Source organism: Pseudomonas sp. KH_046_1 (genome assembly GCF_057839025.1).
Genome location: NZ_CM174481.1, coordinates 5,549,633 through 5,571,875 on the forward strand (window position 1 = coordinate 5,549,633; position 22,243 = coordinate 5,571,875).

A 22,243-nucleotide genomic window follows, 5' to 3' on the forward strand; every position below is an offset into this window, starting at 1 on the left:
TAGGATCCTTCTCTCATTCCTACATGAAATGACCATGCCACTGCCGCTGATTTATCACGAAGACTACAGCCCCGAGTTTCCGGCGGACCACCGCTTCCCGATGGACAAGTTCCGCCTGTTGCGCGATCACCTGGTGGACAGCGGCCTGACCCGCGATGCCGACCTGTTGCGCCCGGAGCTGTGTCCGGCAGAGATTCTCGCTCTCGCCCATGACCCTTCGTATATAGAACGCTACATGAGTGGCGAATTGTCCCGCGAAGACCAGCGCCGCCTCGGCCTGCCCTGGAACGAAGCCCTGGCCCGGCGTACGGTGCGGGCGGTCGGCGGTTCGTTGCTGGCGGCCGAGCAGGCGCTGGAGCATGGCCTGGCCTGCCACCTGGCGGGGGGCACCCACCATGCGCACTACGACTACCCGGCCGGGTTCTGCATCTTCAATGACCTGGCGGTGATCAGCCATTACCTGCTGGAAAGTGGTCGGGTAAATCGGGTGCTGATCTTCGATTGCGACGTGCATCAGGGTGATGGGACTGCACGAATACTGCACAACACTCCGGAGGCGGTGACCGTTTCCCTGCACTGCGAAAAGAATTTTCCTGCGCGCAAGGCCGAAAGTGACTGGGACATTCCGCTGCCCAACGGCATGGGTGATGCCGACTACCTGAAAGTGGTGGACGATGCACTCAACTACCTGCTGCCGCTCTACCAACCGGATCTGGTGCTGTATGACGCCGGGGTCGATGTGCATAAGGACGACGCCCTGGGTTATCTGAAGCTGACAGACGAAGGCGTCGCCGCCCGCGATGAAAGCGTGATGCGCCATTGCCTTGGCCGCGACATTCCGCTGGTCGGGGTAATCGGCGGCGGCTACAGCAAGGACCGCCAGGCCCTGGCCCGTCGTCACGGCATCCTCCATCACAGCGCGCAGCGCGTCTGGCAGTCATCAGGTTGTCATTGAGCTGTGGATGCTTTACCCACAATGCCTGTGGAACTGCCTGTGGATAACCTGAGTGAAAGGGCCTGCAGCCCACACGGCGTATAGGCTACAGAACACTGACTGTTTTTTAACCACCCTTCAAAGACACCTCTAAACCCTGTAGGAGTGAGCCTGCTCGCGATAGCGGTCTGTCAGGCCCACAGATGTTGAATGTACCGCCGCCATCGCGAGCAGGCTCGCTCCTACAGGGGACGGGGCTGGTAGAATGCCCGGCTTATCCCGTCAGACCGCAGCGCATCCCATGACCCAATCCTCGTCAACCGTTCCCCCTCACGTCGCCATCATCGGCGGCGGCCCCGCCGGCCTCATGGCGGCCGAAGTGTTGAGCCAGGCAGGGATCAAGGTCGACCTGTACGACGGCATGCCCTCGGTCGGACGAAAATTCCTCCTGGCCGGCGTCGGCGGCATGAACATCACTCACTCCGAAGCCTACCCGGCGTTTCTCTCGCGCTACGCCGAACGCGCCCCGCAGATCGCCCCGCTGCTGCGCGGCTTCGGCGCCGAAGCGCTATGCCAATGGATTCATGACCTGGGCATCGAAACCTTCGTCGGCAGCTCCGGCCGGGTATTCCCCACCGACATGAAAGCCGCGCCATTGCTGCGCGCCTGGCTCAAGCGTCTGCGCGACAGCGGCGTAGTTATCCACACCCGCCACCGCTGGCTCGGCTGGGACGAGCGTGGCGGATTGCGCATCGACAGCCTGGAAGGCGAAAAAACCGTGCAAGCCGATGCCACCCTGCTCGCCCTCGGTGGCGGCAGTTGGTCGCGACTGGGTTCGGATGGCGCGTGGATGCTGCCACTGGAGCAGCACGGCGTAGGACTGGCGCCGTTGCAACCCAGTAATTGCGGCTTCGAGGTGCAGGCCTGGAGCGAATTGATGGTCAGCAAATTCGCCGGCGCGCCGCTGAAAAATATCGCCATCGGCCTTAACGACGACGTGCCGCGACTCGGCGAATGTGTGATTACCGCCACCGGAATCGAGGGCAGTTTGATCTACGCCCTGTCGGCACCGATCCGTGAGGCAATCAACCGGCACGGCTCGGCAACCATTCATCTGGACCTCTTGCCCGGCCGGCCTGTGGATAAAGTTGCGGCGGCGTTGAACAAGCCCCGGGGATCGCGCTCCATGGCCAAGCACCTGCACAGTCAGTTGGGCATCGATGGGGTCAAAGCGGCGCTATTGCGTGAACTGACCAGCGCCGACTGCTTTGCCGACATGGCCTTGCTGGCCAAATTAATCAAGGCGTTGCCACTGACACTGGTGAAAACCCGTCCGCTGGACGAGGCCATCAGCAGCGCGGGTGGCGTGTTGTTTGAAGCGATGGATGAGCGATTGATGCTCAAGCAATTGCCTGGCGTGTTTTGCGCGGGGGAAATGCTCGATTGGGAAGCGCCGACGGGCGGCTATCTGCTGACCGCGTGTTTCGCCAGCGGGCGGGCGGCGGGGTTGGGGATGGTGGAGTGGTTGCGGCGCAAGGGCTGAAGACCGAGGCGCGCCCTTCGCGAGCAAGCCCGCTCCCACAGGGGATTTGTGAACAACACAGATCCAGTGTGGGAGCGGGCTTGCTCCGGGCGGCGTTCCGACGAAGGCGATTTAGCAGGCGCCGCAAATATTAAGGCTTACGCTTACGCGGCCCAGTATTGAACACCGGCACCTTGCGCACAGGCTTGATAGAAAGCTCTGCTGGCGCAACCTCTCCGCTATCCACCCACTTGCCAAGATTACGCTTGCCGCCACCACCGGAAGCTTTTGGCTTCTTCGGTTTTTTCGGCTTCTTGACGACCTGGCCGCTGGCATCGGTGTCCGGCACGCGGTGCTCGGGTTCGAAGTCCGGTTCGTTCTGCCGCTTCAAGGTCTGACGAGTCAGCATCTCGATGGCCGACAGAAGATTCACTTCATCGGCGCACACCAGGGAAATCGCCTCACCGGTCGAACCCGCGCGGCCGGTACGACCGATGCGGTGGATGTAATCCTCGGCCACGATCGGCAAGTCGAAGTTGACCACCAACGGCAGGTCTTCGATGTCCAGGCCACGGGCCGCCACGTCGGTAGCGACCAGGATCTGCACTTCGCTCGCCTTGAAACGATCCAGTGCGCGCTGACGGGTCGCCTGAGGTTTGTCGCCGTGGATGCCGTCGGCGTTGATGCCCAGGCCCTGGAGTTTATCCACCAGCGCATCCACGCCGTTGCGGGTCTTGGCGAACACCAGCACCTGCTTCCACTTGCCCTTGCGCATCAGGTGAACGAACAGCTCCGGCTTGCGCTTCTTGTCCACCGTCACGATCCATTGCTTGACCGTATTGGCCGCAACGTTGCGCGGGCTGACTTCGATGGTCAGCGGATCGTTGAGCATCTGCCCGGCCAGCAGGCGGATGTCGTCGGAGAAGGTCGCGGAGAACAACAGCGTCTGACGTTTCTTCGGAAGAGCGCGGTAAATGTTCGCCAGTTCCTCGGAAAAGCCCAGGTCGAGCATGCGGTCGGCTTCGTCCAGCACCAGGGTCTGCAACTGGTTGAACTTCAGCGCGTTCTGGCGGAACAGGTCAAGCAAGCGGCCCGGGGTCGCCACCAGCAGGTCGACGCCGCTGCGCAGCTTCATCATCTGCGGGTTGATGCTGACGCCGCCGTATACCGCGTAGGTGCGCAGCGGCAGGTTTTCGGCGTACTGGCGCACGGCTTCGTGAACCTGCTCGGCCAGCTCGCGGGTCGGTACCAGGATCAGCGCGCGGACCGAGTTGGCGGTGACTTTCGGCCCTTCCATGGCCAGCAGTTGCAACAGCGGCAGGGCGAAACCGGCGGTCTTGCCGGTGCCGGTCTGGGCGGCGGCCATCAGGTCACGACCGGCCAGCACCGCCGGAATGGCTTGCGCCTGAACCGGCGTCGGAGTCTGGTAGCCGAGCGTCTCGAGGGAGCGCAGCAAGGGTTCGATCAGGCCAAGGGTGGCGAAAGTCATGGGAGTACCGTAGGAAAATTCAGCGCGGGTTGTTCAAAACAAGTGTGCAAAACAAGATGCAATGGCGCGCAGTTTACCCTAATTCACACGGGATTCTGTCGGTACTGCCGTCGTTACCACTGGCCGCTCTGGCGTGCGGCGCCATTGTGGCAAGCCGATCAACACCACGGCGCTGATGATCACCGCCATCGCCAGCGCTTCCTCGATACCGATGGTCTCGCCAACGAACACGATCCCCAGCAACACCGCCACCGCCGGGTTGACGTAGGCATAACTGGTGGCCGCCGCCGGACGCACGTGTTTCAGCAGGTACATGTAGGCGTTGAAGGCGATGATCGAACCGAACACGGTCAGATACGCCAACGCGGCCCAGCCTTCGATCGGCGGCACCTTTTCCAGGTGCTCACCGCTCACCGCGCTGGCGATCAGCAATACGACGCCGCCCACCAGCATTTCCACAGCGCTGGCCATCGCGCCTTGTGGCAGCGGCAAGTGTTTGCTCCACACCGAGCCAAAGGCCCAGGTTGCCGCCGCGAATATCAGCAACGCCGCGCCCAAAGGGCTCGATTGCAGATTGGAGCCGAGGTTGAGCATGGCGATGCCGATCAGCCCGAGCACGATCCCTGCCCATTCGAGACGGGTATTACGTGTGCCCCAGAAATAGCCGCAGAGCAAGGTAAACAGCGGCACCGTCGCCACCGCCAACGCCGCCACCCCGGAGGCCACGCCCGTGTGTTCGGCCACGCTCACCGCGCCGTTGCCGCACGCCAGCAACAAGATCCCAATGATGCCAGCGGCTTTCCACTGCGCCCAGGTCGGTGCCGGCGCCCCGCGCCAGCGCAGGAAGGCGTACATCAAGGCTCCGGCGATCACGAAGCGGATACCGGCGAGCAGCAACGGCGGCCATGACTCCACGCCAATGCGGATCACCAGGTAGGTCGAGCCCCAAATCACATACAAGGCGAAGAAGGCAGCGATCAAGGGTAAGGGAAAGCGACGAAGGCCGGACATGGGGGCAGCTCACAGGCAAGGACAAGTGAACGGCTATTCTAGAAAGGCCAGCGTCGAAAAATAAGTTACAAAACCTGTTTAAAGCGCCAGTACACTTTTCAAAACACGGAGTTCAGCGCTATAAACCGTGTTTTCGAAAGTCGGCCATTTTCAGGAGTCACCCCGATGGATAAGTACGACCGCATGCTGCTCAGCGCCCTGCTGGAAAACGGTCGCGCGTCCTACGCGGACCTGGCGCGCAAGGTCAACCTGTCCGCCCCGGCCGTGGCCGAGCGCGTGGCCAAGCTCGAAGCCAGCGGCGTGATCACCGGCTATCAGGCGAAAGTCGACATGGCCAAGCTCGGCCTGCCGATCCAGTGCGTGATCGAACTGCGCCTGAACCAGCACGGCAACCAGAAAGCCTACGACGACCTGATCAAAATCCCGCAATTGACCGAATGCCATCGGGTGACCGGTGACCCGTGCGTGATCATGCAAGCGGCGGTGGGCTCGATGCCGGAGCTGGAAGAGCTGATCAACCGGATTGCCACGTTCGGGTTCAGCAAGACGTCGATTGTGTTGTCGAGTGCGATAGAGAAGCGGGTGCCGTTGGGGCATATCGAAGGGAATGGCAAGCTTTGATCGAACGCGGAACCTGTAGGAGCGAGCCTGCTCGCGATGGTCGCCAACGATAACGCGGGAAACCTGACACCCCGCACTGTTCTCGGGTTCATCGCGAGCAGGCTCGCTCCTACAGGGGGTATGCGGTGTTTTCAGAACCCGCGATAACGCTTGAGGTGTTCGCCCACTTTCGCCGCCGGGACCTTCTGCAACTTGCACAGCAAGTCATGGGACAGCTCGCGCAAGCCATGCTTCTGGCGCAACTCCTCGGCCAGATGCGCCGTCAGGTTGGCCGCCATTTCGGCATCGGCCATGGCCCGGTGGGCCTTGCCCGTATGGGGCAGGTTGGCGAACGTGGTGAGGGTGCCGAGTTTGTGGTTCGGCGCGGCAGGCATCAGGCGGCGCGCCAGCAGCAGCGAGCAGGCAAAGTTCTGCAAGCGGGTGCGTTTGATTCGCCCAAGTTCGAAGTCCCAGAACTTCTGGTCGAACGCGGCGTTGTGCGCCAGCAATGGTGTAGTACCGACGAACTCATTCACTTCGTTCATCACTTGCTCCGCCGACGGCGCGGTGCGCAGCATGGCGTTGCTGATGCCGGTGAGTTGCTCGATGAAGGCCGGGACGCGCACGCCGGCGTTCATCAGGCTTTGGTAACGCTCGACGATGCGCCCCTGTTCAAGGATCACCACGGCGATTTCCGTGGCCCGGCAGCTGCTGCTCGGGGAGATCCCGGTGGTTTCAAAGTCGATGACTGCTATGCGTTCCAAACCTGGTTCAACTCCGTAAAAATCAATTCTTGAGCAGCAACGCGCCTTCGATCGGCACATAGCGGCTGGCGGCGCGGATCAGCGAGTTGGCGGTCAGGCCCGGCACGCCGTAGGCCACCGCTTGCACCCCGTGTTTGCTGATGATGCGTTCCAGCAGCATGTCGAAATCACCGTCGCCGGAGGCCAGGACGATTTCATCGACATGGTCGGCGGCATCCATGATGTCGAGGGTAATGCCCACGTCCCAGTCGCCCTTGGCCGAACCATCGCTGCGCTGGATGTACGGCTTGAGCTTCACGGTGAAACCGAGGTTGCGCAGGATCTGCTGGAACTGCTGCTGTTTGCTGTCGCCACGGTCGATGGCGTAGGCGTAGGCTTCGACGATCTCGCCCTGTTTGCTGATGTCAGCCCACAGTGCGGCGTAGTTGAAGTGGCAACCATAAGCCTGACGCACGGTGTAGTAGAGGTTCTGGACATCGGCGAACACTGCGATTTTTTTCACCGGCTTTCCTCAAGGCTGAATCAGGCACCAGGCCCGAAAAGTCGCCCAGTATGCCAGCCCGAAGGATTGTTCCGCGAATAATCGGCTATGTGGCAAGGGAGCAAGCTCCCTCGCCACAGATCTGTCAGACGAAGGAATCGTCGCCGCCGAAGAACGATGAGCTGTCATCGCTGTAGTCGGCGTCGCTGAACCCGCCCTGATCGTTACTGTAGGAATCGTTACCGGCCATGCGCTGATCATCGCCCCAGCCATTGTTGCCCTGGTCGTTGACCTGGGCCGGCTCTTCCTTGATGACTTCGACGACTTCCGGTTGCTGATTGTGATGGAACAGGCTGCTGATGCCTTGTGCCAGCATCACGCCACCCGCCACGCCGGCGGCGGTTTTCAGCGCACCACCGAGGAAACTGCTGCCAGCCGCTGCCGGAGCCTGTTGCTGGGGTGCATAGCCCTGTTGTGGAAAGTTTTGCGGTGGCGCGCCGAAGTTCTGCTGTGGCGGTTGCAAACCGAACGACGAGCGTCCCGGCTCACGCCAGCCACCGCTCGACGGCGGTGCGCTCTGGGTTGGCGCGGGCTGTGGCTCACGAGAGCCGCCGCCAAAGATGCTCGACAAAAAGCCACCGCTACTCGGCGCAGGAGCCGAGGTTGCCTGGGCCTTGACCTGTTGCAGTTCGGCCTGCAATTGCTGGATTTGCTGGGTCAGTTGTTTGTTCTGCTCATCGAGGCTCTTGATCGCCGCCTCTTGCACCAGAATCGCCTGGGTCATGAAATAACCTGCCGCGGGCTGGCGCGTCAGGTGTTCCTTGATCCGCGCCTCGGCCTGGGCGTCGCGCGGGGCTGAGTCCGTTTCGGCCTGTTGCAGCCGGGAAAACAGTCCATCGATCAGGGTTTGTTCTTCGCTGTTCATGGCGACCTCGTAGATTGCCGGGAAAATCGTTGCCTTTATCCAATGAGGATAAGGTGCTCGACCTTAATGGAGGCTGAAACAAGATGTTTCAATGTCCTTTACCGAACGTTTACGTTTGCGCCCCCCGGCGCTTGATCGGTTAAAGTGAGCCACTGCTTCCAACCTGCGATACCAACTGATGAATCCGTTAGATGTGCTGCGTGACTCCCTGTATTTCTTCAAGCGCAATCTGCGCCAGATCGTGCAGCTGTGCCTGCCGCTGGTGATGCTTGAGGCACTGCTGCAACAAGTGGTCGACCACTCCACCGAGCCGGACAGTTTCCCGGGCATCAGCGTGATTGTCGGCTTGCTGGTGTACCCGCTGTACACCGCCGCGCTGATTCTGTTTCTCGATGCTCGCAGCCGCGGCGAATCGCCGAGCAACCGCGAGCTGCTGTCTAGGTCCGCCTACCTGTGGCCGCGCTTCGCCTTGCTGACGGCGCTCAATACCGTGCTGATTCTGCTGGGCCTGTCGCTGTATTTCCTGCCGGGTATCTACCTGATGGTGACCCTGGCGTTTGGCGAATACCTGCTGGTGTTGCGCGGCCTGGCGCCGCTGGCGGCCATGAAGGAAAGCCTGCGCATGACCCAAGGGCATTTCTTGCGCATCCTGCTGTGCATTCTGTGTGTGATGGGGCCGTTGTGGCTGCTCAAAGGCGTGACGCTGGCGGCGTACCCGGAACCTCAGAACCCGGTGGTTTCAGTGCTGATCGACAGCGCCCACAGCTTCCTGCAGCTGTTTACCAGCGTGGTGCTGTTCCGGTTGTTCATGCTGATCAACCCGTTGCCTGAGAGAAATGACAGCTCGCTCTGACCTTGGGCACGACCATCGCTCTCGGGTATGCTCGGCAATAATCCTGTAACGCTAATAAGCCGAGCCATGACCCGTCTACTGCGCTACACCCTGCTGGGCCTGCTGATCGTGACCGGCCTGATCACCGTGATGATCTACAGCCTGACCTGGCGCCCCGATGCCAAAGAAGTGTTGCCAGTCAGTTGCAGTGCCCAGGCCCCCTCCCTGGTCCCCGGGCAGGCGTTGAAGGTGATGACCTGGAACGTCCAGTACCTGGCCGGCAAGCGCTACGTATTCTGGAATGACCTGGCCGCCGGCACCGACGAACGCCCTACAGCGGAAGACATGGCCTTCAGCCTCGACGAAGTGGCGCGGGTGATTCGCGACGAACAACCGGACATCGTGCTGTTGCAAGAGCTGGACGACGGCGCCAAGGCCAGCGATTACCAGCACCAGTTCAAACTGCTGCAAGAACGGCTCGCCGACTTGTTTCCGTGTGGCACCAGCGCGTTCGACTGGAAGGCCGACTTCGTGCCGAACCCGCACATTTTCGGCAGTGTCGGCCGGCAACTGGCGACCCTGAGCCGTTACCGGATCGAACATGCTGAACGGCTGCAACTGCCCATCGCCTCGGGCAATCCGCTCAGCCGCCAATTCAAACCCAAAGACGCCTTGCTGGTGAGCTACTTGCCGTTGAGTGATGGCGGGCAAATAGCGGTGTTCAATACCCATCTGGACCGTGCCAACCAAGCCGACAATACCTTGCAGAACCAGGTGAGCGCCGTGGCCAGGGCCCTCGATAAACTCGAAAGCCGTGGCACGCCGTGGCTGATCGGTGGGGATTTCAACCTGTTGCCGCTGGGCCAGTATCGACGCCTTTCCGACGCGCAACGCGCGCCCTACTCCGCCGACAGCCCGTTGCACCTGCTGTGGGACAAATACCCGATGATCCCGACCAACAACGAAGCCAGTGGTATCGACCGCGAACGCTGGCTGACCCATTACCCGAACGATCCCGGGCTGAACGGCCCGGACCGGACCGTCGACTACCTGTTCTACAGCCCGCGGATCAAACGGGTCGAGGCGATGGTGCGGCAGGACGATACGTTGCGCATCTCCGATCACCTGCCGGTGATTGCGCGGTTCCTTCTACCGGCTGCGCCCTGACACCTCGCTCCCACAGGGATGGTGCATGGCCACAATCAGCCTTAATGCACCTCCTCCAGATCATCATGCAGCAGCCCGAAGATCTCGCGTTTCATCTCGATGAACGAGCGCTCCATGACCATATCGAGGTTGCGTGGACGTTCGATCGGCACATCCAGAATCTGCTTGATCCGCCCCGGCCGGGCGCCCATGACGTAGACCCGGTCGCCGAGCAGGATCGCCTCGTCAATGTCGTGGGTCACGAACAACACGGTCTTCTTGCTGTTGCCCCACACCCGCAGCAACAACTGCTGCATTTGCAGGCGCGTCTGGCTGTCGAGGGCACCGAAGGGTTCGTCCATCAGCAGGATCTGTGGATCGTTGGCCAACGCCCGGGCAATCGCCACGCGTTGCATCATTCCACCGGACAACTGCTTGGCGTAGTTGTCGGCAAAGCCGCTCAGGCCCACTTCGTTGACGTAGTAATCGACGATGTCCTTGCGTTGCGCCGCCGGCATGCCGCGCCGCTTGAGACCGAATTCGACGTTCTGCCGCACCGTCAGCCACGGGAACAGCGTGTAGCTCTGGAACACCATGCCACGGTCCGCGCCGGGGCCTTCCACCTGTTGGCCGCCGACGTAGATCTCGCCCGAGGTCGGTTCGGCCAGGCCGGCGGTGAGGTACAGCAGGCTCGACTTGCCGCAACCCGAAGGCCCCACCAGTACCGCAAATTGCTGGTCCGGCACCTCGAACGACACTTCCTCCAAGGCGGTAAAGGTACCGCCATCGGGTTTCCTGTAACTCAGGCTGACCTTGTCCACTTTCAGCCGGGGCGCGCTTACCGGTGCAGCCTGAGGGGCGACAAAACGATGAGTGGCGGCGGTTACTGAGCCCATGCGGTGATCCTCAGACGTAGGAAACGGAACAGTTGATCGGTGACCAGGCCCAGCAGGCCGATGATCGCGATGGCGAGGAAAATCACATCCACCTGGAAGCCACGCATGGCCTTGAGGCTCAGGTAACCCAGGCCACTGGAAGCGGCGACCAGTTCAGCCACCACCAGGTAAGTCCAGGCCCAGCCCATGGTCACGCGCAGGGTGTCGAGTACGCCTGGCAGGGACGCCGGGGCGATCACATGCAGCACCGCGTCACGACGATTGGAACCTAGGGTATAGGAGGCATTGATCAGGTCCTTGGAGATGCCTTTGGACACGTCCGCGATCATCACCAGTTGCTGGAAGAACACGCCGAAGATGATCACCGACACCCGCTGCTCCAGACCGATGCCGATCCACAGGATGAACAGCGGCACGAACGAGGTCACCGGCAGGTAGCGAATGAAATTCACCAGCGGCTCAAGGAAGGCCTGGACGATGCGGAAACTGCCCATCAACAGCCCCAGCGGCACCGCCACCAGGGACGACACGATGAAACCGACCATCACCACTTCGAAGCTGGCCCACACATGCTGGCCGAGGGTGCCGTCGCGACCCAGGCGCACGGCGGCCTCGACCACCGCGCCCGGCGTCGGCAGGAACATGCCCGGCACCACGCCACCGTAGGACAACCCGGCCCACAGGCCGACCAACAGCACCCAGGCCAGGCCGCTCGCGCTCCAGATCACCGAGACAGGCAAACCGGTCTTGGGCGTGATGCAGCGGCTCAGCCATGAATTGCGCTTGAACATGCAGCCTCCTAGAGCGGGGTGACGAAGCGGTTGTCGATCAGGTCGTCATTGCTGACGTTGTAGGGCTTGCCTTGCAACTCGCTGGCGGTTTCATTGGCCAGTTTGATCAGCGGTGCGCTGTCACCCGGCTTGCCCGGCGAGCCCAGGAGTTTTTCGCTCATGGCCTGATCGTAGAAACGCACGCCCTGGGCGGCCGCTTCCATTTCCTTCGGATCGGCCAGGTAACCGCCGACACCCTTGGCCATGATTTTGTAGGCTTCCTGTGGATGATCCTTGGTGTACTGCACCGCTTTGTACAAACCGGCCACCAGGGCCTTGACGTCTTCCGGCTGCTTTTCGATCACGCTGCAGTTCAGTGCGACCACGTCGACGATCACCCCCGGTGTGCTGCTGCTGTCGATCAGCACCTTGCCCTGCTTTTTGTCGCGAACCATCGACAGGTGCGGCTCCCAGGTCACGGCGGCCGGTACGCGACCGGCGATGAACGCGGTGGCGGCGTCGTCGGCCGTCATGTTTTGCACGGTGATGTCGCTCATGCTCATGCCGTGTTTTTTCAGCAGATAGGACAGCCAGAACTGCGAGGTCGAACCTTCGTTGACCGCAACGGCCTTGCCCTTGAGCTCCTGCAGGCTCTTGACGTCCTTGCCCACCAGCACGCCGTCGCCACCATGGCTGTCGTCCAGCGCGGCCACAGCCTTGAAGCAGAATTGCGGACGGTACTTGAGCACCTCGTCGATGGTCGACGCCGAGCCGGACAATTCGCCGGACGCTTGTGCGGCCATGTACATCGCCGCTTCTTCGACCACCGGTAACTCGACGGTCAGACCGTTTTCCTTGAAGTAGCCAAGGTCCTGGGCCAGGTACAGGGTGCCGTAGCCGACCCAGGTGGTATGACCGATGGACAGGGTGCCGGCCTGGACGCTGGTGGCGACCGTCGCGGCGATGGCGGTGACCGCCAGTGGATGGGCAACGCGGGTAAGCAAGGACTTGATCATGGAGCACTCCCAAAGCTGTTGATTTAGTTTTGTCATGGGCAGTACGGCGAGCCCTGAATCGGCTGCAACCTGTGGTCTCTCGGGGACCCTTCGGCGGACAGCATTCGGTGGGCTGGCGAGATCGATGTTGGCCCAAGGGCGGGATTAGGAAAATGAGGAAATATGTGGATGCGAGTGATGAAAAAACTGGTTAGTGCGCACCGTGAAAGAGCGCTGTGGGCGGGGATGCCCGAGGTGGGTGCAAGACGTTAAAAATGTGTTGAATGGACCATCGCATTCGCGAGCAAGCCCGCTCCCACAAGGGATCCGTGTCAGACACAAATCCAATGTGGGAGCGGGCTTGCTCGCGAAGAGGCCCGAGAGAGCGCTACATGATCAGAGCCGGCCGTATTCCTGCGCCGTACGATCCATCGCTTTCAGGGTCTTGCTGATCAGCTCATCAATCTCTTCACGGCTGGCAATCAACGCCGGCGCCATGATCATCCGGCCCAAGGTCGAACGAATGATCACCCCCTCCTCGAAGCCAATCGTGCGGCAGCGCCAGGCGATGTCGTTCTCGTTGGCGAAACGCTTGCGAGTGGATTTGTCTTCGGCCAGTTGCAGCGCCGCGACCATGCCGGTGCCCTGGATGTCACCCACCAGCGGGTGCTTGCCGAACACTTCGCGCAGGCACTGCTGCAGGTACGGGCCGATGTCGTCCTTGACCCGCGTCACCACGCCTTCATCACGCAGGGCCTTGAGGTTGGCAATCGCCACCGCCGCCGCCACCGGGTGCCCGGAATAGGTCAGGCCGTGGGCAAACACGCCGCCCTGCTCCACCAGCACCGAGGCCATTTTCTTCGACAGGATCAAGCCGCCCATGGGGATATACCCCGAGGTCAGGCCCTTGGCGATGGACAGGGTGTCCGGCTCGAAACCGAAGTACTCGTGGGCGAACCATTCGCCGGTACGACCGAAGCCGCCGATCACTTCATCGGCACACAGCAGCACATCGTACTTGCGGCAGATGCGCTGGATTTCCGGCCAGTAGCTTTCCGGCGGGAAGATCATGCCGCCGGCGCCCTGGAACGGTTCGGCGATAAAGCCCGCGACCTTGTCGGCACCCAGTTCGAGGATCTTCGCTTCCAGTTGCTGTGCCGCACGCAGACCGAATTCGGCCGGCGTCAGGTTGCCTTCGTGGGCGAAGAAGTACGGCTCGTCGATGTGTTCGATGTCCGGAATCATACCGCCCATTTCGTGCATGAATTTCATGCCGCCCAGCGCCGTCGCGGCCAGGGTCGAACCGTGGTAACCGTTCCAGCGGCCGATCATGATTTTCTTCTCGGGCTTGCCGAGCACCTGCCAGTAACGACGCACCGTACGGATCAACACCTCGTTGGCTTCGGAACCAGAGTTGGTGTAGATCGCGTGGCTGTAGTGAGCCGGCAGCAGGCTGAACAGCAGCTCGGACAGCTCGATCACCTGCGGGTGGGTGGTGTGGAAAAACATGTTGTAGTACGGCAGCTGTTCCAGTTGCTGGCTCGCAGCAAAGGCCAGGTCCTTGCGCCCGTAACCGAGGTTGGTGCACCACAGCCCGGACATGCCGTCGAGGTAACGCCGGCCATCGTTGTCCCACAGGTGCAGGCGCTCGCCACGGACCATCACCCGTGGCCCTTCGTCGTTGAGGGCTTTCTGATCGACGAACGCATGGATGTGGTGCGCAGCGTCGGCGGCCTGGTAGTCGCGGGTATCACGTGGTGTGGTCATCGCCAGTTCTCCGTTTTGTTATCAGCGCAATTGAAACCAGGTGGTCTTCAACTGGGTGTATTTATCGAATGAATGCAGGGACAGGTCGCGACCGAAACCCGACTGCTTGCCACCGCCAAAAGGCACGGTCACGTCCAGCGCATCGACGCTGTTGACCGACACCGTACCGGCCCGCAATTGTCGCGCCACACGGTGGGCGCGATTGAGGTCATCTGTCCACAGCGAAGCCGCCAGACCGTAGACGCTGTCGTTGGCCAACTGCAAGGCGTGGGCTTCGTCGTCGAACGCCGTGATCGCCAATACCGGGCCGAACACTTCATCGCGAAACAGCGGCATGTCCGGCGTCACACCGGTGAAAATCGTCGGCTGGATAAAGTTGTCGGAGCCGTTGAAGATCGACTGCCGACCGCCACAAACCTTGGTCGCGCCTTGCTGTTCGGCCTGCTGGATGAACTTCATGATGCGCGCGGTCTGACGGCTGTCGACGATGGCCCCGGCGGCGCTCGACGGGTCCAGCGGATCGCCCGGCAACCAGCGTTCGGCCTGGGCCTTCAGGCGTTCGACGAACTCGTCATGGATCGAGCGCTGCACCAGCAATCGCGAGTTGGCCGAGCACACTTCGCCCTGATTGAAGAAGATGCCGAATGCGGCTTTCTCGGCGGCCAGATCGAGGTCCTGACAATCGGCGAACACCAGGTTGGCACTCTTGCCGCCGCACTCCAGCCACACTTGCTTGAGGTTCGATTGCGCCGAGTACTGCATGAAATATTTGCCGACTTCGGTGGAGCCGGTGAACACCAGGCAATCGACGTCCGGGTGCAGGCCCAGAGCCTTACCGGTCTGCTCGCCGAGGCCCGGCAGTACGTTGAGTACGCCTGCCGGAATCCCCGCCTTAAGCGCCAGTTCAGCCAGGCGCAGGGCGGAAAACGGCGACTGTTCGGCAGGCTTGAGGATCACCGAGTTACCGGCGGCCAGGGCCGGGGCGAGTTTCCACGCGGCCATGTCCAGGGGGAAATTCCACGGCACCACGGCAGCCACTACGCCGAGGGCTTCGCGGGTAATGGTTGCCAGCACGTTCTGCGCACTCGGCGCGACCTGATCGTAGAGTTTGTCGAGGCTCTCGGCGTACCAGCGGAACACTCCCGCGGCACCCGGCACGTCGATATTGTAGGCATCGGCGACGGGCTTACCCATGTTCAACGAATCGAGCAGCGCCAGCTCTTCACGGTTTTCCAGGATCAAGTCGGCCAGGCGCAACAGCACTTGCTTGCGTTCGGTCGGCGAGCGCGCAGCCCAGGTGCCAGCTTCAAAGACCTGCCGCGCATTGTGCACCGCCGCGTTCACGTCTTCTTCGCCGCAGGCGGCAACGTTGGCCAGGCATTGCCCGGTGGCAGGGTTGATCACGGCGAAAGTCTGCCCCGACTGCGCCGGGCGGCGCTGGCCGTCGATCACGGCCTGGTCGGGAAACCGCAGGGAAGCGGCCTTGCGTTGCCAATACTCAAGCTCGAACACGTTCAGATGCTCCAGAGGACATTCTTGTGTATTGGATAGTCGCTCAGGCCCAAGCGGTGGAAAACCAGTAAAAATGTGTTCGCAGGCCAAGAAAAAACTACGTAGCCAATCTCCCTTCTGGCGCAGCATGTGGTTATTGTTCAAACACAACAAATCGCTACCCGAGCGGATAGGGGTGGCGCGCAAATTGCCAGGATGCCTGATCCGTTCTCCCCCGAGGTTTGCTGTGGCTGCCTACAATCTGCGTCAACTGAAATACTTCATCACCACCGTCGAGTGCGGCAGCGTCGCCGAGGCCTCGCGCAAGCTGTACATCGCCCAGCCTTCGATCTCCACGGCCATCAAAGGGCTGGAAGACAGTTTTGGCGTGCAACTGCTGATTCGTCACCATGCACAGGGCGTTTCATTGACCCCCAGCGGTGCACGCTTCTACCGCAAGGCCCAGGAACTGCTGCGCATGGCCAAGGAGTTCGAACAGAACGCCCTGGCCGACAACGATGTGGTGTCCGGGCAGATTGATATCGGCTGTTTCGAAACCGTTGCGCCGCTGTACCTGCCGCAGTTGCTCGCCGGTTTTTCGGCGTTGTACCCGGGGGTGGAAATCCGCATCCGCGACGGCGAACAACAAGAGCTGGTGCAGGGCCTGACCTCCGGCGCCTTCGATCTGGCGATCCTTTACGAACATGACCTCGACGGCACCATCGAGACCGAACCGCTGATGCCGGCGCAACGTCCCTATGCGCTGCTGCCGGCGGATCACCGTTTTGCCCAGCAGGCGCAAGTGTCGCTGCGGGACCTGTACCTGGAGCCGATGATTCTTCTGGACGTGCAGCCGAGCCGGACCTATTTCGTCAGCCTGTTCGATGAACTGGGCCTGACGCCACGCATCGCCTTCAGCTCGCCATCGATCGAGATGGTGCGCGGCATGGTTGGACAGGGATTCGGGTTCTCGATCCTGGTGACCAAACCGCATTCGGAGTGCACCTACGACGGGCAGAAAGTGGTGTGCGTGGACATCGCCGAAGACGTCACCGGTTCAGGGTTGGTAGCGGCCTGGCTCAAGCGCGGGCAACTGACCAAACCGGCGCAGTTGTTTGCTGACTATTGCCGCGAGCAACTCACAGCGAAATCCGAAAGATCGCAGTGATCCCCTGTGGCGAGGGGGCAAGCCCCCTCGCCACAGAGTCCGGTGTTAACCATTATTTACGGGGTTTGATCCGCGCAGTCGCTTCGGCCACCAGCGGATCATCCGGCCAGTAATGCTTCGGATAGCGCCCCTTCAAATCCTTCTTCACCTCCGCATACGTGCTGCGCCAGAAGTTGGCCAGGTCCTGAGTCACCTGCACCGGTCGCCTTGCCGGGGACAACAGATGCAGCTTGACCACTTGCCGGCCCCCGGCGATGCGCGGGGTTTCCGCCAGGCCGAACAACTCCTGCAAACGCACCGCCAGAATCGGCGGCTGTTCGCTGTAGTCCAGACGAATCGAGGAGCCCGACGGTACGCTCAAATGATGCGGTGCCAGCTCGTCCAGCCGTTGCGGAAGTGGCCACGGCAGCAGATTGCGCACGATGCTCGACAGGTCCAGATTGGCGAAGTGACTGAGCCGCGAAACCTTGCCCAGATACGGCATCAGCCAGTGCTCCAGACTCTTGAGCAACGCCGCGTCGCTGACATCCGGCCACTCGCTCTCGCCCTTGGCGGCGAGGTCCAGCTGCCGCAACAAGGCGACCCGCGCCTGCCACTGACGCAGCTCCGGGGTCCACGGCAACAGCTCCAGGCCTTTGCGTCGCACCAGGTTCACCAGTGCCTGGCTGCGGGCGGTTTCGTCGAGGCCTGTCAGTGGCTCGCGGCTGAGGATCAGTTCACCGACCTTGCGCTGACGCTCGGCCCGCAGCACGCCTTCACGTTCATCCCAATCCAGTTGATCGACGCAGCGCACCTGCTCGGCCAGCACTGAATCGAAGAGCGCCGGATCGAAGTCCGTCGCCAGATAAATCCGCTCCTCACGCTGGCCCTGGCGACTGCCCAGATCGGCGATCACCAGCCACGGTTGCTTCATCAGGCTGTCAGCCTCGGCGAACAGCGCGGCACGGCCGTTGGCCAAGCGATATTCCGCTCCACCGGCGCGCCGTTGCTGGGCGACGCGGTCGGGATAGGCCAGCGCCAGCAACGCGCCGAGCCAGCGCGGGTGATCCGGATCGCTGACCGACTCCGTCGCTTTGCCGCGCAGGTAACCACGATACTGCCGCGCCAGTTGCCGTGCGCGCTGCACGCCCCCCTGGGCACCGCGTGCGGCACGCTCTTCGCCAGACAGCAGTACCAGTCGGCTGTGCAAGTCCGCTCCGGCACCGCGCAAGATATCGCGCTCGCCGAGCAGTGCCGCGACGTCGCAGGCCATGTCCGCCAGTCCCAGCGCCTGACCGCGCAACAGTAAATGCGCGATGCGCGGATGCGCCGGCAGCTCGGCCATGGCCTGACCGTGACGGGTCAGCGCTTCACCCTCCAGAGCCCCCAGGCGTTCGAGCAGGTCCTGAGCCTGTGCATAAGCGGCGGCCGGCGGCACGTCGAGCCACACCAGTTGTCCGGGCGTCACGCCCCAACGTCCCAGTTGCAGAGCCAGCCCGGCGAGGTCCGCCGAAAGGATTTCCGCACTGCCATAGGCCGCCAGTTGCTCGTGTTGGTCCTGGGACCACAAGCGATAACACACGCCCGGTTCCAGGCGTCCGGCCCGGCCCGCGCGCTGGGTGGCGCTGGCCTTGGAAATGCGCTGGGTGTCGAGACGGGTCATGCCGCTGCCGGGGTCGAAACGCGGCACCCGCGCCAGCCCGGCATCGATCACCACGCGCACGCCGTTGATGGTCAAACTGGTCTCGGCGATGTTGGTGGCCAGCACCACTTTGCGCTTGCCCGCCGGTGCCGGATCGATCGCGGCCCGTTGCGCGGCGAGGTCCAGTTCACCGTGCAACGGGCACAGTAGAACCTGAGTATTTTCGCCCAAGGCATCGGCCAATTGCTGATGCACTCGGCGGATTTCAGCCTGCCCCGGCAGGAACACCAGCACACTGCCGGTCTCGTCGTTCAAGGCTTCGAGGATGGTCTGCACCAGACGCGGCTCGATGAATTCACCAGACTGGAATGGCCGCCCCCAGCGCATCGCCACCGGGTACATACGCCCTTCACTGCGCAGAATCGGCGCGTCGTCGAGCAACCCGGCCAAGCGTTCGCCTTCGAGCGTGGCCGACATCAAGAGTATTTTCAGCGGCTGATCGTCACGGAACAGTTCGCGGCCATTGAGGCTCAGGGCCAGCGCCAGATCAGCGTCGAGGCTGCGTTCGTGAAACTCATCGAAGATCAGCAGGCCCACGCCTTCCAGCGCCGGATCATCCTGCAAACGCCGGGTGAGGATGCCTTCGGTGACCACTTCGACACGGGTGTTGGGACCGACCTTGCTGTCGAGCCGAATGCGATAGCCTACGGTTTCGCCGACCTTCTCCCCCAGCTCACTGGCCAGCCGCTCCGCCGCTGCACGCGCGGCCAACCGGCGGGGTTCGAGCATCAGGATGGTCTGCCCGGCCAGCCACGGTTCGTTGAGCAAGGCCAAAGGCACCCGGGTGGTTTTACCGGCGCCGGGTGGTGCTTCGAGCACGGCTTCGTGGCGTGTAGCGAGGGCTTCACGCAGGGCGGGTAAAACTTCATCGATCGGCAAAGAAATCATGCTGGCTCCCAAACAGAGGGCCGAGTATAACGGCGAACTGCAAGGCGTTCGTCAGGGTCTTAATTCATACCGACGACGTTTCGTTTCGAGATTACCCAGGAGATTTCATATGCGTGCTCCCTTTCGCCTGATTGGCGGTGTTCTGGTCGCAACCTTGCTGACTCAAGTGACCGCCTGCGGTTCGATCTTCTACCCGGATCGCCGTGGCCAGATCGAAGGCAAGATCGACCCGGCCATCGCCGCGCTCGACGCCGTGGGCCTGCTGTTCTACATCATCCCGGGCCTGATCGCGTTTGCCGTGGACTTCGCCACCGGGGCGATTTACTACGCGCCGGGAGAGACTGCCCAGGTTGCACCGGAGAAACTCAAGGAAGCCATCGGCGCCGACGGCAAGGTCGATAACCGCAAGTTGCAGACTATTCTGGAAAGCGAGCTGGGCCGCAGCTTCCCGCTGGACGATCCACGCCTGATCCAGAGTAAAGGCAGCGCCCAGCAACTGGCGATGTTCGGCCTGCAACCCGCCGCGTAATCCCTACGCGTGAAAGGACTCTTCAAGGAACGATGGCCCCTATGACCTCCAGCTCCGAACACGCCCGCCTGCTGAGGCTGGCGACCCGTGCCTCGGTGGCGGTGGCATGCATCCTGATCGTCGCCAAAGCCATCGCCTGGTGGCTGAGCGGCTCGGTGAGCATGCTCGCCGGGCTCACCGACTCGACACTCGACGGCGTCACGTCATTGCTCAACCTGCTGGCGGTGCATTACGCCCTGCGCCCCGCCGACAATGATCATCGCTACGGGCACGGCAAGGCCGAGTCATTGGCGGGCATGGCCCAGGCGTTGTTCATTGGCGGCAGTGCGGTACTGATCGCGTTGCAGGCCTTTGATCGGCTCAAACATCCCGAACCGGTCGGTGCGCCGTGGATCAGTATCGGCGTGATTGTGTTCTCCCTCGTCCTGACCCTGGCCTTGCTGATGCTGCAACATCGGGTGATCAAGGCCACAGGCTCCAACGCCGTGCGTGCCGACTCGCTGCACTACCGTTCGGACCTGCTGCTCAACGGCAGCATTCTGATCGCGCTGGTGTTGGCCGGGTTTGGACTGCATCAGGTCGACCCCTGGTTCGGTCTGGGAATCGCCGCCTACATTCTGTGGAGCGCGGTGCAGATCGCCCGGGAGAGCTTTGCGGTATTGATGGATGAAGAACTGCCGCCGGAGGTCAGCCAGCACATGCTGGAATTGGCGTGCAGCGTGCCTGGCGTGTTGGGTGCCCATGACCTGCGCACGCGGATCTCCGGCAACCAGTGGTTTGTGCAGTTGCATCTGGAGTTGCCGGGAGAGCTGACGCTGTCAGTTGCCCATGGCATCAGCGATCAGGCGGCCGCTGCCATTCACAGCGCCTACCCGCGCGCCGAAGTACTGGTGCACGCCGATCCGAAGGAAGTGGTGAAAGCCGCCCGGGATCAGTAAGTCACCTGATAACCGCGACTGCTCAGGCAATCGCCCTGGGCCTGTCGGTAGGCTTGCACCACCGACGGGTCGGGCTGGTAGGTGGCGGCTCGTGGATCGAAACCACTCTGCTGCACCGCGTATTGATAACACTCGTAACCATCCCGACTGACCTGCTCCGGCGACTGTCCGTTGGCTGGATACGCCTCCACGTCATAACCACTGTTGCCGGCTGGAGGTTGCGATTGGCCAACCGGCGGTTCGACCACGACGTAGTCCTGAGTGCTTTGCTGATAGGCGTAATAGGAACCGGCCGCGAGGAACAGCAATGCCCCGCCGATCCACACCTGCTCGGCGTAATCAGGCAGGTACCTGACACGAATCCCGCGCGGTGGCTCCACCACCACATAACGCGGGCCCAGCGGGCGATACCAGTAGCCACCGGAATAGTAGTAATCCATGCCACGGTAAGGCACGCGGAAGTTGCGCTCGGGGAAGCGGTCGATCACTTGGCCGGGGCGATACCTGGGACCAGGTCCCCAGCTGTTACCGTATCCACTCGGGCGCCCCTGCCCGTAATTTTCATAGGACGGTGCGACTGTGTAGCCATTCCAGCGCTGGTTGTAATCGTTGCGACGCGGCTGATCCTGGTAGTAACCGCGCTGCGGCTGCTGGGTCTGGCGCACGGTGTCGGGCCGGGGCTGGATTGGCATGTCAGTGGCAGGCATCTGCGGCATGGGTAGCGGCGATCGCACCCGGCTGTTGAAATCCGGCGCTGGACGGTTCTGCCTCTGGTCATTGTCCTGACGTTGATTCGGGCCGTTGTGATCGTACTGGCGATTGTCGTTGTTTTGCGCACGGGGCTGATTCTGCTGCTGGCCATTTTTCGGGTGCGGCTGGTTGCTGCCACCATGGCCCTGGTTATCGCCCTGATGCCCACCCTGGCCGTGTTGCCCGCCATCATGGCCACGGTTTTGCGGCTCATCGGCCATCGTTTGCGCGGTGACACTGACACACAGCAAACCAACGCCGGCCAAACGCCAGATGCGCGATTTCATGCTTTACCTCATTGCGGGTAAGGGCCTGTACGTAAGACTGGGAAAGCGCTGGCCGGTTCTGCGACAGGTTATCTGTCACGCAACTTATTTATTGAGGCCAGCGGGTCAAATTCCACGCAAGAAAAAGGGGAGACCCGTCGGCCTCCCCTTAGAGAACTTCGTCCTGGCTCGACACTTGTGGCGTCGGCTCACCTCACGCCGTCTTCTGGACAGTGTGTAGCTCGGGGGTCGGCACATCCCCGGTGGGGGTGGCGACCGCGGCGGGCCTGATTCGGCGAGCCGCACTGGACTGTTTGTCCGAGCAGTGATTCTGGTGATAAGAATAGGCCGGGAGCGCCAGCAGAGGATTGCGAAGATTGCTGAATTAAACATCACTTGC

The 22,243-nt window shown here is 61.9% G+C and carries 20 protein-coding genes; 8 read left to right on the forward strand and 12 right to left on the reverse strand.

Annotation, left to right across the window (positions count from 1 at the left end; genetic code table 11):
• Positions 1-34: 34 nt before the first annotated feature.
• Both AC3IT9_RS25430 and AC3IT9_RS25435 read left to right on the forward strand, forming a co-directional pair.
• Positions 35-955: a histone deacetylase family protein gene (locus AC3IT9_RS25430; protein WP_150726989.1), complete on the forward strand. Its 921-nt coding sequence runs from the start codon at positions 35-37 to the stop codon at positions 953-955.
• Between the two features lie 280 nt (positions 956-1,235).
• On the forward strand, positions 1,236-2,477 hold the full coding sequence (locus AC3IT9_RS25435) for a TIGR03862 family flavoprotein (RefSeq protein WP_489271290.1): 1,242 nt from the start codon (positions 1,236-1,238) through the stop codon (positions 2,475-2,477).
• Positions 2,478-2,607: 130 nt separating this feature from the next.
• Here the strand turns inward: AC3IT9_RS25435 and rhlE1 are convergent, their stop codons facing one another.
• The gene (gene rhlE1 / locus AC3IT9_RS25440; protein ID WP_150755014.1) at positions 2,608-3,945 is read right to left on the reverse strand and encodes an RNA helicase RhlE1; all 1,338 of its coding nucleotides are present in this window, start codon (positions 3,943-3,945) and stop codon (positions 2,608-2,610) included.
• Between the two features lie 78 nt (positions 3,946-4,023).
• On the reverse strand, positions 4,024-4,956 hold the full coding sequence (yedA, locus tag AC3IT9_RS25445; RefSeq protein ID WP_489271291.1) for a drug/metabolite exporter YedA: 933 nt from the start codon (positions 4,954-4,956) through the stop codon (positions 4,024-4,026).
• Between the two features lie 165 nt (positions 4,957-5,121).
• On the opposite strand from yedA, the gene AC3IT9_RS25450 reads away from it, so the two are divergent.
• Positions 5,122-5,577: an Lrp/AsnC family transcriptional regulator gene (locus AC3IT9_RS25450; protein WP_007994028.1), complete on the forward strand. Its 456-nt coding sequence runs from the start codon at positions 5,122-5,124 to the stop codon at positions 5,575-5,577.
• Positions 5,578-5,708: 131 nt separating this feature from the next.
• On the opposite strand, the gene AC3IT9_RS25455 is transcribed toward AC3IT9_RS25450, so the two are convergent.
• The 3 genes from AC3IT9_RS25455 to AC3IT9_RS25465 all read right to left on the reverse strand — a co-directional run bounded on the left by AC3IT9_RS25455 (position 5,709) and on the right by AC3IT9_RS25465 (position 7,726).
• Positions 5,709-6,320, reverse strand: a complete 612-nt coding sequence (locus tag AC3IT9_RS25455; protein ID WP_103396515.1) for a 3'-5' exonuclease — start codon at positions 6,318-6,320, stop codon at positions 5,709-5,711.
• Between the two features lie 22 nt (positions 6,321-6,342).
• Entirely contained in the window at positions 6,343-6,822 is a 480-nt protein-coding gene (locus AC3IT9_RS25460; RefSeq protein ID WP_007990686.1) for a LabA-like NYN domain-containing protein, read from the reverse strand.
• A gap of 124 nt (positions 6,823-6,946) precedes the next feature.
• Positions 6,947-7,726: a DUF2076 domain-containing protein gene (locus tag AC3IT9_RS25465; RefSeq protein WP_489271292.1), complete on the reverse strand. Its 780-nt coding sequence runs from the start codon at positions 7,724-7,726 to the stop codon at positions 6,947-6,949.
• Between the two features lie 178 nt (positions 7,727-7,904).
• Here AC3IT9_RS25465 and AC3IT9_RS25470 point away from each other — a divergent pair, with 178 nt between their 5' ends.
• Entirely contained in the window at positions 7,905-8,579 is a 675-nt protein-coding gene (locus tag AC3IT9_RS25470; RefSeq protein ID WP_353741629.1) for a YciC family protein, read from the forward strand.
• Positions 8,580-8,645: 66 nt separating this feature from the next.
• Positions 8,646-9,725 (forward strand): endonuclease/exonuclease/phosphatase family protein, encoded by a 1,080-nt coding sequence (locus tag AC3IT9_RS25475; protein WP_489271293.1) that lies wholly within the window; start codon positions 8,646-8,648, stop codon positions 9,723-9,725.
• Between the two features lie 41 nt (positions 9,726-9,766).
• Here AC3IT9_RS25475 and AC3IT9_RS25480 read toward each other — a convergent pair whose 3' ends face one another.
• The 5 genes from AC3IT9_RS25480 to AC3IT9_RS25500 all read right to left on the reverse strand — a co-directional run bounded on the left by AC3IT9_RS25480 (position 9,767) and on the right by AC3IT9_RS25500 (position 15,644).
• Positions 9,767-10,600 (reverse strand): ABC transporter ATP-binding protein, encoded by an 834-nt coding sequence (locus AC3IT9_RS25480; RefSeq protein WP_489271294.1) that lies wholly within the window; start codon positions 10,598-10,600, stop codon positions 9,767-9,769.
• A complete protein-coding gene (locus tag AC3IT9_RS25485; RefSeq protein ID WP_150715941.1) occupies positions 10,588-11,391 on the reverse strand; it encodes an ABC transporter permease in 804 nt (267 codons plus the stop codon). Before AC3IT9_RS25485 ends, AC3IT9_RS25480 begins: the two co-directional genes overlap by 13 nt.
• A gap of 8 nt (positions 11,392-11,399) precedes the next feature.
• A complete protein-coding gene (locus AC3IT9_RS25490; protein ID WP_489271295.1) occupies positions 11,400-12,386 on the reverse strand; it encodes an ABC transporter substrate-binding protein in 987 nt (328 codons plus the stop codon).
• A 375-nt stretch (positions 12,387-12,761) separates the two neighbouring features.
• Positions 12,762-14,132 (reverse strand): aspartate aminotransferase family protein, encoded by a 1,371-nt coding sequence (locus tag AC3IT9_RS25495; RefSeq protein WP_150726981.1) that lies wholly within the window; start codon positions 14,130-14,132, stop codon positions 12,762-12,764.
• A gap of 21 nt (positions 14,133-14,153) precedes the next feature.
• Complete coding sequence (locus AC3IT9_RS25500) at positions 14,154-15,644, reverse strand: aldehyde dehydrogenase (RefSeq protein WP_489271296.1); 1,491 nt, start codon at positions 15,642-15,644, stop codon at positions 14,154-14,156.
• A gap of 226 nt (positions 15,645-15,870) precedes the next feature.
• Here AC3IT9_RS25500 and AC3IT9_RS25505 point away from each other — a divergent pair, with 226 nt between their 5' ends.
• The gene (locus AC3IT9_RS25505) at positions 15,871-16,791 is read left to right on the forward strand and encodes a LysR family transcriptional regulator (protein WP_489271297.1); all 921 of its coding nucleotides are present in this window, start codon (positions 15,871-15,873) and stop codon (positions 16,789-16,791) included.
• A gap of 52 nt (positions 16,792-16,843) precedes the next feature.
• Here AC3IT9_RS25505 and hrpB read toward each other — a convergent pair whose 3' ends face one another.
• Positions 16,844-19,360, reverse strand: a complete 2,517-nt coding sequence (gene hrpB, locus AC3IT9_RS25510) for an ATP-dependent helicase HrpB (RefSeq protein WP_489271298.1) — start codon at positions 19,358-19,360, stop codon at positions 16,844-16,846.
• A 109-nt stretch (positions 19,361-19,469) separates the two neighbouring features.
• On the opposite strand from hrpB, the gene AC3IT9_RS25515 reads away from it, so the two are divergent.
• Positions 19,470-19,889: a polyribonucleotide nucleotidyltransferase gene (locus AC3IT9_RS25515; protein WP_150726978.1), complete on the forward strand. Its 420-nt coding sequence runs from the start codon at positions 19,470-19,472 to the stop codon at positions 19,887-19,889.
• 41 nt (positions 19,890-19,930) lie between these two features.
• Entirely contained in the window at positions 19,931-20,827 is an 897-nt protein-coding gene (locus AC3IT9_RS25520) for a cation diffusion facilitator family transporter (protein WP_489271299.1), read from the forward strand.
• Here the strand turns inward: AC3IT9_RS25520 and AC3IT9_RS25525 are convergent.
• Positions 20,821-21,864, reverse strand: a complete 1,044-nt coding sequence (locus tag AC3IT9_RS25525; protein WP_489271300.1) for a DUF6515 family protein — start codon at positions 21,862-21,864, stop codon at positions 20,821-20,823. The two genes, AC3IT9_RS25520 and AC3IT9_RS25525, sit on opposite strands and share 7 nt — an antisense overlap.
• Positions 21,865-22,243 lie beyond the last annotated feature (379 nt).